General features: G+C 68.6%; 13 protein-coding genes. 8 read left to right on the top strand and 5 right to left on the bottom strand.

The window, feature by feature from the left end; all coding sequences use genetic code 11:
• Positions 1–282 (bottom strand): sodium:solute symporter family transporter (locus AC32QD_RS06765; RefSeq protein ID WP_492009726.1); only part of this gene is annotated, 282 nt, incomplete at its 3' end.
• A 245-nt stretch (positions 283–527) separates the two neighbouring features.
• Between AC32QD_RS06765 and AC32QD_RS06760 the strand changes: the two genes are divergently transcribed.
• Positions 528–1832, top strand: a complete 1305-nt coding sequence (locus AC32QD_RS06760) for a mechanosensitive ion channel family protein (RefSeq protein ID WP_492009725.1) — start codon at positions 528–530, stop codon at positions 1830–1832.
• Between the two features lie 12 nt (positions 1833–1844).
• Here AC32QD_RS06760 and AC32QD_RS06755 read toward each other — a convergent pair whose 3' ends face one another.
• The 3 genes from AC32QD_RS06755 to AC32QD_RS06745 all read right to left on the bottom strand — a co-directional run bounded on the left by AC32QD_RS06755 (position 1845) and on the right by AC32QD_RS06745 (position 4944).
• Positions 1845–2783, bottom strand: coding sequence for an aminotransferase class IV (locus AC32QD_RS06755; RefSeq protein ID WP_492009724.1), 939 nt, complete (start codon positions 2781–2783; stop codon positions 1845–1847).
• A 25-nt stretch (positions 2784–2808) separates the two neighbouring features.
• Positions 2809–3747, bottom strand: a complete 939-nt coding sequence (gene kce / locus AC32QD_RS06750; RefSeq protein WP_492009723.1) for a 3,5-dioxohexanoate:acetyl-CoA acetone transferase — start codon at positions 3745–3747, stop codon at positions 2809–2811.
• Positions 3748–3819: 72 nt separating this feature from the next.
• Positions 3820–4944: an NAD(P)/FAD-dependent oxidoreductase gene (locus AC32QD_RS06745; protein ID WP_492009722.1), complete on the bottom strand. Its 1125-nt coding sequence runs from the start codon at positions 4942–4944 to the stop codon at positions 3820–3822.
• Between the two features lie 180 nt (positions 4945–5124).
• On the opposite strand from AC32QD_RS06745, the gene AC32QD_RS06740 reads away from it, so the two are divergent.
• From AC32QD_RS06740 to AC32QD_RS06710, 7 genes are all read left to right on the top strand, one after another.
• Positions 5125–6366 (top strand): ABC transporter substrate-binding protein, encoded by a 1242-nt coding sequence (locus AC32QD_RS06740; RefSeq protein ID WP_492009721.1) that lies wholly within the window; start codon positions 5125–5127, stop codon positions 6364–6366.
• Positions 6367–6453: 87 nt separating this feature from the next.
• Complete coding sequence (locus AC32QD_RS06735) at positions 6454–7722, top strand: branched-chain amino acid ABC transporter permease (RefSeq protein WP_492009720.1); 1269 nt, start codon at positions 6454–6456, stop codon at positions 7720–7722.
• The gene (locus AC32QD_RS06730) at positions 7722–8930 is read left to right on the top strand and encodes a branched-chain amino acid ABC transporter permease (protein ID WP_492009719.1); all 1209 of its coding nucleotides are present in this window, start codon (positions 7722–7724) and stop codon (positions 8928–8930) included. The genes AC32QD_RS06735 and AC32QD_RS06730 overlap by 1 nt, the downstream gene beginning before the upstream one ends.
• Complete coding sequence (locus AC32QD_RS06725; protein WP_492009718.1) at positions 8927–9697, top strand: ABC transporter ATP-binding protein; 771 nt, start codon at positions 8927–8929, stop codon at positions 9695–9697. Before AC32QD_RS06730 ends, AC32QD_RS06725 begins: the two co-directional genes overlap by 4 nt.
• Positions 9697–10425: an ABC transporter ATP-binding protein gene (locus tag AC32QD_RS06720; RefSeq protein WP_492009717.1), complete on the top strand. Its 729-nt coding sequence runs from the start codon at positions 9697–9699 to the stop codon at positions 10423–10425. Before AC32QD_RS06725 ends, AC32QD_RS06720 begins: the two co-directional genes overlap by 1 nt.
• Positions 10422–10940, top strand: a complete 519-nt coding sequence (locus AC32QD_RS06715) for a GNAT family N-acetyltransferase (RefSeq protein WP_492009716.1) — start codon at positions 10422–10424, stop codon at positions 10938–10940. Before AC32QD_RS06720 ends, AC32QD_RS06715 begins: the two co-directional genes overlap by 4 nt.
• Positions 10937–11995: a histone deacetylase family protein gene (locus tag AC32QD_RS06710; protein ID WP_492009715.1), complete on the top strand. Its 1059-nt coding sequence runs from the start codon at positions 10937–10939 to the stop codon at positions 11993–11995. The genes AC32QD_RS06715 and AC32QD_RS06710 overlap by 4 nt, the downstream gene beginning before the upstream one ends.
• 78 nt (positions 11996–12073) lie before the next feature.
• Here AC32QD_RS06710 and AC32QD_RS06705 read toward each other — a convergent pair whose 3' ends face one another.
• Entirely contained in the window at positions 12074–13021 is a 948-nt protein-coding gene (locus AC32QD_RS06705) for a zinc metalloprotease HtpX (RefSeq protein WP_492009714.1), read from the bottom strand.
• Between the last annotated feature and the right edge of the window lie 151 nt (positions 13022–13172).

Raw genomic sequence — 13172 nt, 5'->3', positions numbered from 1 at the left:
GGCCATCATCACCAGCACCAGCGCCGCCGTCCATTCATAGTGGAAGACCGTGATGCCATAGGCGTAGGAGGCGCCGATCAGCCCGACGAAGCTCGCCCCGGACATGTTCGAGGCGTAGTAGGAAAAGCCGATCAGGTACCAAGGCAGCGCACGGTCGGCGAGAAAATAGGATCCGGTGTCCTGCGCGCCGCCGCGCGGCCGGCCGAAGCGCAGCGCCAGCGCGAAGGTGCCGGCGAGGTAGGCGGCGACCAGCAGCAGTTCCGGCAGACGCAGCGCGCTCATGGCAGGCTCGGTGCTCGCTTGGCTTCCGGGACGGGCCGCAGGTTAGCCTCCGGTAGCCCCCGATGCCACCCCGGGAGACGCCGATGCGCGGGTGGATGCGGCGCAAGACGTTTCAACGGAGGGATTTTCCCGTATGATTCGGCCCAGGACCGCCCGGCCGCGGAGGTGCATGGTGCACGCGCCGATCTCGCCCCGCCAAACCCAGGGCGCCGCGCTGCGCGCGGCGCTGACAGAGTGCCCCCGGCATGAATAGAAGCGGACTGATCGCCACGTTCCACGGGCTTCTGGCCACCCTCCGGAACTTCGTCATCGAGCTGGCGCAGCCCTGGAGGCTCTACCAGCTCGCCATCGTCTTCGCCCTGTTCGTGCTCGCCCACCTCGCCGCCCGCGCGCTGGCCCCGCGGCTCGAGGCCTGGATGCGCAGCCTCAGGAACATGAACAAGAGGGTCCTCCGCCTGCTCGTCGTGCTCGCGCGCCACATGCGCGTGCTGATCTTCATCGTGCTGGCGTGGAGCACGGTGCCGGTGCTCCGCGCCGTGACCACCTGGCCGAGCCGCAGCTACGTGGTCGCGCTCGTCGCCAGCCTCGCCACCGCCTGGGCCTTCGTCTCGATCGCCTCGCTGGTGGTGCGCAACCGCGTTCTCAGGACGGTCGTCACCTGGGGCGCCTGGGTCGTCGTCACGCTCCATGTGCTGGGCATGATGACCCAGGCGACCAACCTGCTCGACCGCATCGCGATCAACATCGGCGATATCCGCATCTCGCTCTTGATCGTGGTCAAGGCCGTGATCACCCTGGCGGTGCTGTTCGCGGCGGCGAGCTGGAGCAGCGCCGTCGTCAAGCGCCGGGTCGACAGGGCCGACGACATCTCGCCCTCGATGAAGGTGCTGACCGACAAGCTGTTCCGCTTCTTCGTCTACGCCTTCGCCATCGTCATCGCGATCCAGTCGGTCGGCTTCAACCTGACCAGCCTGGCGGTGTTCTCGGGCGCCGTCGGTCTCGGCCTCGGGTTTGGCCTGCAGAAGGTGGTGTCGAACCTGGTCAGCGGAGTGATCCTGCTGCTCGACAAGTCGATCAAGCCGGGCGACGTGATCTCGCTGGGCGAGACCTTCGGCTGGATCGCCGAGCTCGGCGCCCGCTACGTCTCGGTCGTCACCCGCGACGGACGCGAGTACCTGATCCCGAACGAGGACCTGATCACCGGCCAGGTGGTGAACTGGTCGCATTCGAGCGAGCTGATCCGGCTCGATATCAATTTCGGCGTCAGCTACGATTCCGACCCGCACATGGTGCGCAAGCTGGCGGTCGAGGCGGCCAAGACAGTGCGCCGCGTGGTCGAGCAGCCGCCGCCGGTGTGCCACCTCACCGCATTCAACGACTTCTCGATCGACTTCATCCTGCGCTTCTGGATCCGCGACCCCTCGGGCGGGCTGACCAACGTGCGCGGCGAGGTCTTCCTCGCGCTTTGGGACGCGCTCAAGGCGGCCGATGTCGAGATCCCGTTCCCCCGCCGCGACGTGACCATCCGCAGCATGCCGGGGCGCGAGTGAGCGACGCGCGCCTCAGCCCGGCTTGTCCGGGTCAAGCCTGTCCAGATATTGCCGCACGAAGTCGCAGTCGACCATCTCCCTGTAGGCGTCGATCAGACGCTGGGTCACCGGCCCGTAGGCGCCGGCCGTGGTCTCCACCCCGTTGATGCTGGCGATCGGACAGATGCACAGGCTGGTCGAGGTGATGAAGCCCTCATCGGCGTTGTAGGCGTCGTAGAGGTCGAGGTCGGCCTCGCGGAACGGGATGCCGAGCTTCGCCGCCAGGTCGATCACCGTCTGCCGGCTGACGCCGGGCAGGACGAACTTCTCGCGCGGGGTCATGAGCTCGCCGTCGCGCACCAGGAAGATGTTCGAGCCCAGCCCCTCGCACAGGTTGCCGTTCACATCGAGCAGGATCGCCCAGGCGTCGGGGTTCTGCGCGTGCACCTCCAGATCGGCCATGACCAGGTTGAGGTAGTTGTGGCTCTTGGCCCGGGGCGTCAGCACCTCGGGCGGCGCCCGGCGCACCGAGGGCGTGACCACCTGGATGCCGTCGCGGTAGAGATGGGCGCGCGCGGCCAGCGGGATCGGCTGGCACTCGATGATCACGGTCGGGCCGTAATGCGGCCAGTTGTCTCCCTTGGCCTTGTGCACGCCGCGCGTGATGCGCTGGCCCAGCCAGTAGTCCTCGCCCTCGTCCAGCAGATGCAGGTTGCGCTCCACCACCGTGCGGCTGATCTCGGCCATCCTGTCCTTCGGCATGGTCGGGTCCAGCCTCAGCGCCCTGAGCGTGCGGTAGAACCGCTCGAGATGCTCATCGAGCTTGAAGATGCGGCTGTGGAAGGTGCGCGTCATGTCGAAGGCGCCGTCGCCGAAGATGACGCTGCGGTCGCGGAAAGGCACCAGCGCCTGGCTCTCGGGAATGTACTCGCCGTTGAAATAGACGATCCGCTCGTTGGCGCGCTCGGGCATGTCTCGTGTCCTCGTTGCTACAGGGTCAGAACGCCACCTGGTGCGCGCCCTTCAGGCTCAGCATCTCGCGCGCCTCGTCGGGCGTGGCGATCTCGAGCGAAAGCTCCTCGAGGATGCGCCGGATCTTTCCCACCTGGTCGGCATTCGACTCGGCCAGCTTGCCCTTGCCCAGATAGAGGCTGTCCTCCAGCCCCACGCGCACATTCGCGCCCATGGTCGCGGCCATGCTGCACAGCGGCATCTGGTGGCGCCCGGCGGCCAGGATCGACCAGCGGTAGTCCGCGCCGAACAGCTTGTCCGCGATGCGCCGCATGTGCATGACGTTCTCGGGGTCGGGGCCGATGCCGCCCAGGATGCCGAAGATCGTCTGCACGAACAGCGGCGGCTTGACCAGCCCGCGGTCGAGGAAATGCGCCAGCGTGTAGAGGTGGCCCACATCGTAGCACTCGAACTCGAAGCGCACGCCGTGGCCCTCGCCCAGCTCCTTGAGGATGCGCTCGATGTCGGCGAAGGTGTTGCGGAAGATCCAGTCGCTGGACGACTCCAGATGCTGGCGCTCCCACTCGTGCCGGAACTCGGCATAGCGGTTCAGCATCGGGAACAGGCCGAAATTCATGCTGCCCATGTTGAGCGAGGTCATCTCCGGGCTGGCGCGCACGGCGGCGGCGATGCGCTCGTCCACGCTCATGCCCTGCCCGCCGCCGGTGGTGATGTTGATCACCGCGCCTGACTGCTGCTTGATGCGCGGCAGGAAGCGCATGAACACGTCGGGGTCGGGCGAGGGCCTGCCCGTCTGGGGATCGCGCGCGTGCAGGTGCAGGATCGCCGCGCCCGCCTCGGCCGCGGCCACCGCATCGGCCGCGATCTCGTCGGGCGTCACCGGCAGGTGCGGCGACATGCTGGGCGTGTGGATCGAGCCCGTCACCGCGCAGGTGATGATGACCTTGTTCCCCGCCTGGACCATGACGTTCCTCCCCGTGCTGCCGTGTGCCTTATCCCTAGCAGATCGCATGCCGCCGGGAAGGGGGTTTCGCGCTCAGCGCAGCCGCCCGGGCGCCAGCGTCGCCGTCTCCAGGCCGCGCGCCTTCAGGTCCGCGGGCAGGTCGCCCGTGGTGATCAGCGCCGCGGCCGCCCGCGCCATCGCCGGCGAGGTCTGGATGCCGTAGCCGCCCTGCCCGGCCAGCCAGAAGAACCCCTCCGAGTCGTCATCGAAGCCGGCCACGGGCGTCTTGTCGGCGACAAAGCTCCTCAGCCCCGCCCGCCTGCTCGCCAGCCGGCGCACGGTCAGCCGGGTCGCGGTCTCGATCCGGTCGACGCCGATGGCGATGTCCAGCTCCTCGGGCTGGGCGTCGCAGGGCGGCGACGGCGTCTCGTCGGCGGGTGAGCCAAGGATACGGCCGGCGTCGGGCTTGAAATAGAACCGCTCGTCGATGTCGATGGTCGCGGGCCAGGCGGCGATCTCCCAGCCCTCGGGCGGGTCGAAGGTGAAGGCGGTGCGGCGCTTGGGCACCAGGCCGATCGGGCGCAGCCCGGCCAGCTCCGCCACCACGTCGGCCCAGGCGCCTGCCGCGTTCACCACCACGGGCGCCGCAAAGCGTCCCACGGGCGTCCCGGCGGTCCATTCGCCGCCCGCGCGCGCCAGCGCCTCGACCCGCGCGCCCGTGACCAGCCGCCCGCCGCGCCGGCGCAGCCCGCGCAGGAAGCCGCCATGCAGCGCGTGCACGTCGATGTCCTCGGCCGTGGGCTCGTAGAGCGCCCCGGCCACGTAGTCGGGGTCGAGCGCGGGATTGACCTCGACCGCCTCGGCGCCCGCAAGGCGGCACACCTCCGCCGCCGAAGGCGTCTCGGCCAGCGCCCGATCGAGCGCGCCAAGCTGGTCGTCGCGGGCGATGAACAAGGTGCCGCGCGGGCTCAGCAGCGGATGCTCGGCGAACCCCTCGGGCGGCGCCTCGAAGAAGGCGCGGCCGGCCGAGGTCAGGCGCCGGATCGCCAGGTTGCCGTAGGCCTCGGTGAACAGGGCGGCCGAGCGCCCGGTGGTGTGGTAGCCAGGCTGGCTCTCCTGCTCGAGCACGATGACCGAGGCGTCGCGGGCCAGCGCGTGGGCCACCGAGGCGCCGGCAATCCCCGCGCCGATCACCAGGATGTCGCAGCGCTCGGCCATGGCTCCCCTTCCCGCACAGGTGTCGCTTGCGAGCACGAAAATGACGCCTGGAAGCTTGCTTGTGCAACGTCGCTTTCCCTGCTTATATGCCGCCAGGGGGGACGGCCATGTGCTGCCCGACCCAATCACAGCACCAGGGGCGGAAAACGCCTCGCATGTTCACAGGGAGAGGACAGCACCATGAAGACATCTCTCACGAGTCTGCTGCTCGCGTCCGTGGCCGCGTTCGGCCTGGCCGGGACCGCCTCCGCAGCCAATTGCCCGATCAAGATCGGCGGCCTCGCGCCGCTCACCGCCCCCGGCACCGTGGTCGGCGGCGAGGCGATGCGCTCGGCCATGCTGATCGCCCAGCACGACATCAACAAGGCCGGCGGCGTGCTCGGCTGCAAGATCGAGGTGGTGATCGGCGACACCGAGGGCCTGCCCGAGAAGGGCAAGGCGGTGATGGAGAAGCTGATCACCCAGGACGGCGTGGTCGCCGTCGGCGGCGGCTATCACAGCTCCGTCGGCGTGGCGTCCAAGGACGTCGCCAACGCGCGCCATGTTCCCGTGGTCTATGCCGAGACCTGGAACGACACGATCACCGGCGACAAGCAGAAATACGTGTTCCGCATCGCGCCCCTGAGTTCCTGGGCATCGAACATCATCTGGCAGTTCGCCTCGACCGTGCCCAACGTGAAGAAGGTCGCGATCCTGACCGAGAACACCGACTACGGCATTCCCGCGGCCAAGGAGACCGCCGACGGCCTCAAGACCAAGGGCATCGACTCGGTGACCTTCTCGGTCGACATCGGCACCCAGGACTATGCCGGCATCGTCCAGCGCATCCGCGCCCAGAACCCGGACATGATCATCACGCTGGCCACCGGCGAGGCCGCCTACAACTTCACCCAGCAGGCGGCGGATGCCGGCATCGGCCCGCAGGACATCCCGTTCCAGACCGGCCAGGACGCCCTGGTCGACAACGCCTACTGGAAGAACGTGCCGGACGGCAACGACGCCTTCATCGAGCGCATCGGCCTGCCCGAGAGCCAGTACAACGCCCAGGCCAAGGCCTTCGCCAAGGAGTACAAGGCCAAGACTGGCAAGACCGCGGTCGAGAGCTACGCCATGGAGGCCTACGACTCGATCGGCATTCTCGCCGCGGCGATCAACAAGGCGAAGTCGACCAAGGGCGACGCCATCGTCAACGCGCTGCAGCACATCAAGTACAAGGGCACCCTCGGCACGATCTACTTCCCCTACGGTACCGAGAAGGATCCCAGCGTCGACGGCAAGGGCAACGAGTGGTGGCACCAGTGGCCCGACGTCGCGATCACCATGATCCAGTACCAGAAGAAGGGCCAGAGCTCGGCCGACGCCACCATCGTCTACCCAGGCACCTACAAGACCGGCAATCCGATCTGGGTGAACAAGAAGTAAGGTCCGTCCCGCCGGAGGGCGGGAGCGCCCCGGCGCTTTCGCCCTCCAGGGGCAAAGCCGCGTACCGACAGGGGGGAGAAACGGCCTGTGCTCGATCCCAGCGTATTCTGGTGGGTGATCCTCTGGATGGTGTTCTGGGGGGTCGTCGGCAGTCTCGGCACGCGCCGGCGCTATCTGGCGCGTGACCTCGACACCACCAACACGGTGCTGGTCGGGGCGATGGTCGGCTCCGCGCTCGGGCCCGTCGGGCTGCTGCCGCTGTGGTACGCCACGCCGCGCATCACCTCCTCGCTGATCGTCATCCCGGGCATGGCCGCGGTGCTGCTGCTCGCCGCCGCCTTCTCGCTCACGCACCCCAACAACATCTGCGTCACCAGCGGATCGTTCGTCGCCTCGCAGTTCACCAACGGCGTCGTCATCGGCATCATCTACGGCTTCATGGCGCTGGGCCTGTCGCTGATCTTCTCGATCCTGGGCGTGGTCAGCTTCGCCCATGGCGAGTTCTACATGATCGGCGGCATGCTGGTGTACTACATCACCGCGGTGTGGATGCCCGGCATCCCGCCGCTGATCGCCATCCTGATGGCCTGCGCCGTGGTGTTCGCGCTGGGCTCGATCTTCGAGCGGCTGTTCCTCACGCCGATGTATGACGGGCGCATCGACCGGCCGATCGAGTACGGCATCCTGATCACCTTCGGGCTCGCCTTCACGCTGCAGTACTTCGTGCAGGCGACCGCCGGGGCCAACCCGGAGAAGGTGCAGCGCTACATCGACTTCCCGCGCTTCGGGTTCCCCTCGGCCCACAACCACTGGCTGATCCACACCACGGGCGGCAGCCTCGAGCTGTTCAACACGGTGTACATCTCCAACCCGCGCTTCACCGCCTCGGTGGTCTGCATCCTGGTGCTGCTGGCGCTGATGTACTTCCTGCACCGCACCTGGACCGGCAAGGCGCTGCGCGCGGTCAGCCAGGACCGCGACGCCGCCGCGATCGCCGGCATCAACCCCGACCGCATGAACATGCTGGCCTTCGCGCTGGGTGCCACCATCGCCGCGCTCGCCGGCGCCATGCTGGTGCAGGCCTTCTCCTGGCTGCCGCAGGTCGGCAACATCCCGGCGCTGCGCTCCTTCGTCATCGTGGTGCTCGGGGGCCTGGGCTCGCTGCCCGGCGCCTTCATCGGCGGCATCCTGGTCGGCCTGGTGGAGGCGGCCGGCACCGGCTGCATCCCCAACGCCCAGAAGGCCGCCTCCTATATCCCGGCCTACGGCATGATCGTGCTCACGCTGACGCTGCTGCTCAAGCCCACCGGCCTGTTCGGCCGCCGCTTCGCCAGCGGCGCACACGGCAAGTTCTGATGCGCCGCCAGGTACCGAATCTGGCGGGGCTGGCGCTCGTCGGCTTCTTCCTGGGCTTCCCGTTCTTCTACACGGGAACCGATTACCCCTACATGATGCACATCATCATCACGGCCTTCTTCTACGCCATCCTGGCGTCGAGCTGGTCGATGCTGGCGGGCTATGCGGGGCAGTTCTCCTTCGGGCATATCGGCTTCATGGGCGTCGGCGCCTACACGGCGGCGCTGGTCAGCCACTATTTCTGGATCTCGCCCCAGCCCACCGGCCTGTGCACCGAGTTCCAGATCGGGCACAGCTGGCTGGTGATCGTCAACGCCATCGGCGTGACCTCGACGACGCTGGCACAGGACTGCCTGCACCAGGCGATGGCGCACTGGAAGGGCTCGGTCCATGCCACGCCGATGCCGCCCTGGCTCGGCATCCTGCTCGGCACGCTCTTGGGCGGCTTCTTCGGCTTCCTGGTCGGCGTGCTGGTGCTCAGGCTGCGCGCCGCCTATCTCGCCCTGTTCACGCTGGGCTTCGCAGAGATCCTCAAGGCGGCCATAAGCGCCGAGATCGAGATCACCCGAGGCCAGGCCGGCATGGAGATGCCGGCGCTGTTCAATAACGGCATCACCATCTTCGGGCACCATTTCACCAAGACCGACAAGATCCCGCCCTACTTCGTGATGTTCGGGCTGCTGCTGCTGTGCCTCGCCATCCTTGCCTGGCTGGCGCATTCGCGCTTCGGCCTCTACGTGCGGGCGCTGCGCGAGGACGAGGACGCCTCCGCCGCGCTTGGCGTCAACACCACGCGCTACAAGGTACTGGTGTTCGTCATCACCACGATGATGGCCGCGGCCGCCGGCGCGGTGCAGGGCTACTATGTGGGCATCGTCACGCCGAACGACCTGTTCCTGTTGCAAATGAGCCTGGTGGTCGCCATGGCCGTGATCGGGGGCGTCGAGAACTTCGTCGCCGCCGCGCTCGGCGCCATCTTCCTCGAGTTCCTGCTCGAGGTGCTCAGGAACAGCTTCAGCATCGGCGGCTTTACCATCGACATGTCGCTGTGGCGGCTGGTGTTCTTCGGCATCATCCTGATGCTCACCCTGCGCTTCGCGCGCAACGGCCTGATCGCGCCGCTGATCGACTACTTCACGCGCGGCCATGTGGGGCGCGAGACGGTGGAGAAGCGCCTCGCCCCCGGCACCGCGGAGCCCGCGCAATGATCCGCCTCGTCGTCACCGACCTGCACAAGCGCTTCGGCGGGCTGCATGCGCTCAGGGGCGTGACCTTCGAGGTCAACGGCCCCGAGCTGATCGGCCTGATCGGCCCGAACGGCGCGGGCAAGACCACGCTCACCAATGTGCTCGACGGCGCCATCAAGCCGACCACTGGCACGGTCTATCTCAACGGCGAGCGCATCGACCAGCTGCAGCCCTACGAGGTGGCCCGCGCCGGGCTCGGGCGCACCTTCCAGGTGCCGCGCGCCTTCCGCCGCATGACGGTGCTCGAGAACCTCTACGTCCCCTCTCTGGCCATGGGCCGGTCGGACCGCGACACCACGCACGAGAAGGCCATGGAGGTGCTCGAGTTCCTCACCATGGACCACCTGCGCAACGAATACGCCCGGGCGCTCTCGGGCGGGCAGCAGAAGCTCCTGGAGCTCGGCCGCCTTTTGATGCTCGACCCCGACGTGATCATCCTCGACGAGCCCTTCGCCGGCGTCCACCCGCGGCTGATGGAGATCATCTACGCCTATATCCGCCGGGTGAACGAGGCGGGCAAGGCGATCATCATCATCTCGCACCAGATGGACTCGATCTTCAGCCTCAGCCAGCGCCTGCTGGTGCTGCATTTCGGCGAGCTGATCGCCGACGGCCCGCCCGACGCAGTCAAGCACGACCCCCTGGTGATCGAGGCCTATCTCGGCGCCGAGGAGGACGCAGCCGCGGACGAGGCGGCGGACGGGCCGGCCGGCGCGGAGGGCCAGTGATGGAGAACGGCGCCGACGAGGTGGTGCTCGAGATGGTCGACCTGCATGTCGGCTACTACCGCGACCTGAACATCCTGCAGGGCGTCAACCTCAAGGCGCGCAAGGACCAGATCACCGCGGTGCTCGGCGCCAACGGGGTGGGCAAGTCCACCGCGCTCAAGGCCGCCTTCGGGTTTTTGCGCCCGAACCAGGGCGACATCCTGCTCGGGGGCGACAGCATCCTCGACGTACCCACGCACCGGCGCATCCTCAAGGGGCTCGCCTACATCCCGCAGCAGCCCGGCGTGTTCAAGGACATGACGGTGGAGGAGAACCTCGAGCTCGGAGGCTGGACCTTCAAGCGCGACCGCCGCCAGGTGCGCGCCAAGATCGAGGCGAACTACGAGCGTTTCCCGGTCCTGCGCGAGAAACGCCGGCAGATCACCGGCGAGCTCTCCGGCGGCCAGCAGCGCATGGTCGAGATCGGGCGCACCCTGATGTCCGAGCCACGCATGCTGCTGGTCGACGAACCCACGGCGGGCCTGTCGAAGATGCTCGCCGAGGAGGTCTATGAGATGCTCTCGAACCTCACCAAGCGCGAGAACCTGACCATCCTGCTGGTCGACCAGGAGATCCGCCAGGCGCTCAAGATCGCCGACTACGTCTATGTGCTCGAGCTCGGCCGCAACAAGTTCGAGGGGCCGGTCTCCGAATTCCACGACCTCGAGAAGGCGTTCTGGATCTCGTGACGGCAGGCGCGGCGACACCGGGCGCGAGGGGCGGCGCGGAGATCCGGCGCGCCGGGGCCGCCGATGCCGAGCCGCTGGCCGCGATGCTGAGAGAGATGGCAGGCGAGCTGGGCGCCCCGTTCGGCGGCCGATGCGACGCCGCAACGCTCACCCGCTACGGCTTCGGCGCCGCGCCGCTGTTCCACGCGGTGCTGGCCGAGCGGGCGGGCCACGCGCTCGGCGTGGCGCTCTACTTCCCCGAGTTCTCGACCTTCCGCGCCCTGCCCGGCGTCTACGTGCAGGACCTCTACATCCGGCCCGCCGCGCGCGCCACGGGGCTCGGCCGCGCGCTGCTGGCCGCGGTGGCGCGCGAGGCGGCAGCCAGCTGGGGCGCCGCCTATCTCAGGCTCTCGGCGCACGAGACCAACCCGGGCGCCCTGGCCTTCTACGCGAAGCTTGGCTTTCACACCGACCCAGGCGAGCGGCCCTTCTCGATCGAGGGCCCCGCCTTTCGCAAGCTCGGAGACCTGGCATGAAGGTCCTCTACCACCGCGCCCAGCGCGCCCACGACCCCAGGCATTTCTTCTCCTCGGGCGCGCCGAAGCCCAACCCGGAGCAGCCCGGCCGGGTGGATGCGCTGCTCGGCGCCGTGGAGCGGCTCGGCCTCGCCGTCGAGACCCCTGCCGATCACGGCCTCGGCCCGATCGCGGCAGTGCATAGCTCGGAATACCTCGCCTTCCTGCAGACCATCCACACGCGCTGGCAGCGCATCCCCGACGCGTCCCTGGAGGTGATCCCCAACATCCACCCCGACCGGCGCACCGCCTCCTATCCGGCCTCGGCGGTCGGGCAGGCCGGCTACCACATGGCCGACACCGCCTGCCCGATCTCGGCCGAGACCTGGAACTCGGCCTACTGGAGCGCGCAGACGGCGGTGGCGGCCACCGATCTGGTGCTGGGCGGGGCGCGCGCGGCCTATGCGCTGTGCCGCCCGCCCGGCCACCACGCCTTCGCCGATCTGGCTGGGGGCTTCTGCTTTCTCAACAACACCGCCATCGCCGCCCAGCGTTGCGTGCGCGCGGGGCTCAGGCCCGCTATCCTCGACGTCGACCTGCACCACGGCAACGGCACGCAGGGCATCTTCTACGCCCGCGCCGACGTGCTCACCATCTCGATCCACGCCGACCCGGCGCGCTACTACCCGTTCTTCTGGGGCCACGCGCAGGAGCGCGGCGAGGGTGCGGGGCTGGGCGCCAACCTGAACCTGCCGATCCCGCGCGGCACCGCCGACGACGGTTTCCTCGAGGGCCTGGCGCCGGGGCTTGCGCGCATCCGCGCCTTCGCGCCGGACGTGCTGGTCGTGGCCCTCGGCCTCGACCCGTTCGAGGGCGACCCCTTCGGCGGCCTCGCCGTCACCACGCCGGGCTTCGCCCGAATCGCCGAGGCGGTAGCGGCGCTGGGCCTGCCGAGCGTGATCGTGCAGGAGGGCGGCTATCTCTGCCCCGAGCTCGGCGCCAATCTGGAGAGCTTCCTCGGCGGCTTCATCGCCGCGCACAAGGGGCCAGCGGATGGGCCGCGGGAGGGCCGTTAACCATAAACCCTGTGGAAATTTTTTATCCCGTTAAATCAATGCCTTGACAGCGTGTGCAATGTGCGCACCCCGAAATTCTCAGTACCACAACCCGTGCCAGCGCATGCGGGCCGGGCGGCTGACGCGGCCCAGCGAGCCCGGCAGCTCCATCGGCGGCGCCGGCGGCCCGTCGTCCGGGCCGCGCGGCCCGGCCATCCGGCGCAGCCGCTCGATCCGGCTCTCGGTCTGCGGGTGGGTGCGCAGCAGCGAGGGGTCGGGGATGCGGCGGCCGCGCAGCAAGATGTCCTCCCAGAAGCTGCCCTGTCGGCGCTCGAGCTTCTCCAGCGCCCGGGCCAGCCCCATCGGGTCCCCGGTCAGCCGCGCCGCCCCGAAATCGGCGTCGAACTCGCGCGAGCGCGACAGGGCAAGCTGCAGCAGGCTCATGAGGGTCGGCGCGAACAGCAGCAGCAGCGGCACGATCCAGGGCACCGTCACCGCGCCGATCAGCAGCAGCGGCAGATTCACCAGCAGGATGAACTGGCCCAGCATCGACATCACCGCGGTGACCCGCGACATCACGTCGGCCAGCCCCATGATCCACAGATCGCGGTGCATGATGTGGCTGACCTCGTGGGCCAGCACGCCGGTGAACTCGCGCAGGGTAAGGAGCCGCAGGAGCCCGTCGCTGACCGCGATTGCCGAAGACTCGGGCGCGCCCACCGAGAAGGCGTTCGGCACCCCGCTGGGGAGATAGTGCAGCCGCGGCACCGCCGGCAGACCGGCGCGGTCCGCCAGCACTTCGAGGGCGCGCTGCGCCTGGGCCAGCTCGTCCGGCGCCAGCGGCCGCGCGCCGTAGAGCCCCAGCAGATACGCGCGCGGGATCCGCGGCCCAAGCACGAACCCGGCGAGAATACCGACCACGGCCCAGACCACGCCGGCGGGACCGAAGAAGGCCGAGACGCACACCGCCCCGATCGCCGCCATGCCGCCGAGCAGCAGGACGGACTGGGCGAGGTTTCGCAGGCGGTGCCGGAGATCTGCCGTCATCGCATCATATCTAGAGAGGCAGGGCCCGGAATGAAGCGCCGGCCGCGCCGTTCCCAGCGCCCGGGACTTGAACGCGGCACCGCGAATCAAACATATCACGCTGGAAAACCGGCATTTGCCTCGAGCGCAGGAGCGCAATCTCCGCCCCTGC

The sequence above is a fragment of the Thermohalobaculum sp. genome (assembly GCF_058622915.1).
Note: the sequence above shows the minus strand (reverse complement) of the source record. Positions and strands in the feature narration are given on the sequence as shown.

Excerpts from the sequence above, each read along its gene's own strand:
- AC32QD_RS06725 (WP_492009718.1), top strand. The coding sequence starts at position 8,927 with ATGATCCGCCTCGTCGTCACCGACCTGCACAAGCGCTTCGGCGGGCTG.
- kce (WP_492009723.1), bottom strand. The coding sequence starts at position 3,747 with ATGGTCCAGGCGGGGAACAAGGTCATCATCACCTGCGCGGTGACGGGC.
- AC32QD_RS06760 (WP_492009725.1), top strand. The coding sequence starts at position 528 with ATGAATAGAAGCGGACTGATCGCCACGTTCCACGGGCTTCTGGCCACC.
- AC32QD_RS06745 (WP_492009722.1), bottom strand. The coding sequence starts at position 4,944 with ATGGCCGAGCGCTGCGACATCCTGGTGATCGGCGCGGGGATTGCCGGC.
- AC32QD_RS06755 (WP_492009724.1), bottom strand. The coding sequence starts at position 2,783 with ATGCCCGAGCGCGCCAACGAGCGGATCGTCTATTTCAACGGCGAGTAC.
- AC32QD_RS06740 (WP_492009721.1), top strand. The coding sequence starts at position 5,125 with ATGAAGACATCTCTCACGAGTCTGCTGCTCGCGTCCGTGGCCGCGTTC.
- AC32QD_RS06710 (WP_492009715.1), top strand. The coding sequence starts at position 10,937 with ATGAAGGTCCTCTACCACCGCGCCCAGCGCGCCCACGACCCCAGGCAT.
- AC32QD_RS06705 (WP_492009714.1), bottom strand. The coding sequence starts at position 13,021 with ATGACGGCAGATCTCCGGCACCGCCTGCGAAACCTCGCCCAGTCCGTC.
- AC32QD_RS06730 (WP_492009719.1), top strand. The coding sequence starts at position 7,722 with ATGCGCCGCCAGGTACCGAATCTGGCGGGGCTGGCGCTCGTCGGCTTC.
- AC32QD_RS06720 (WP_492009717.1), top strand. The coding sequence starts at position 9,697 with ATGGAGAACGGCGCCGACGAGGTGGTGCTCGAGATGGTCGACCTGCAT.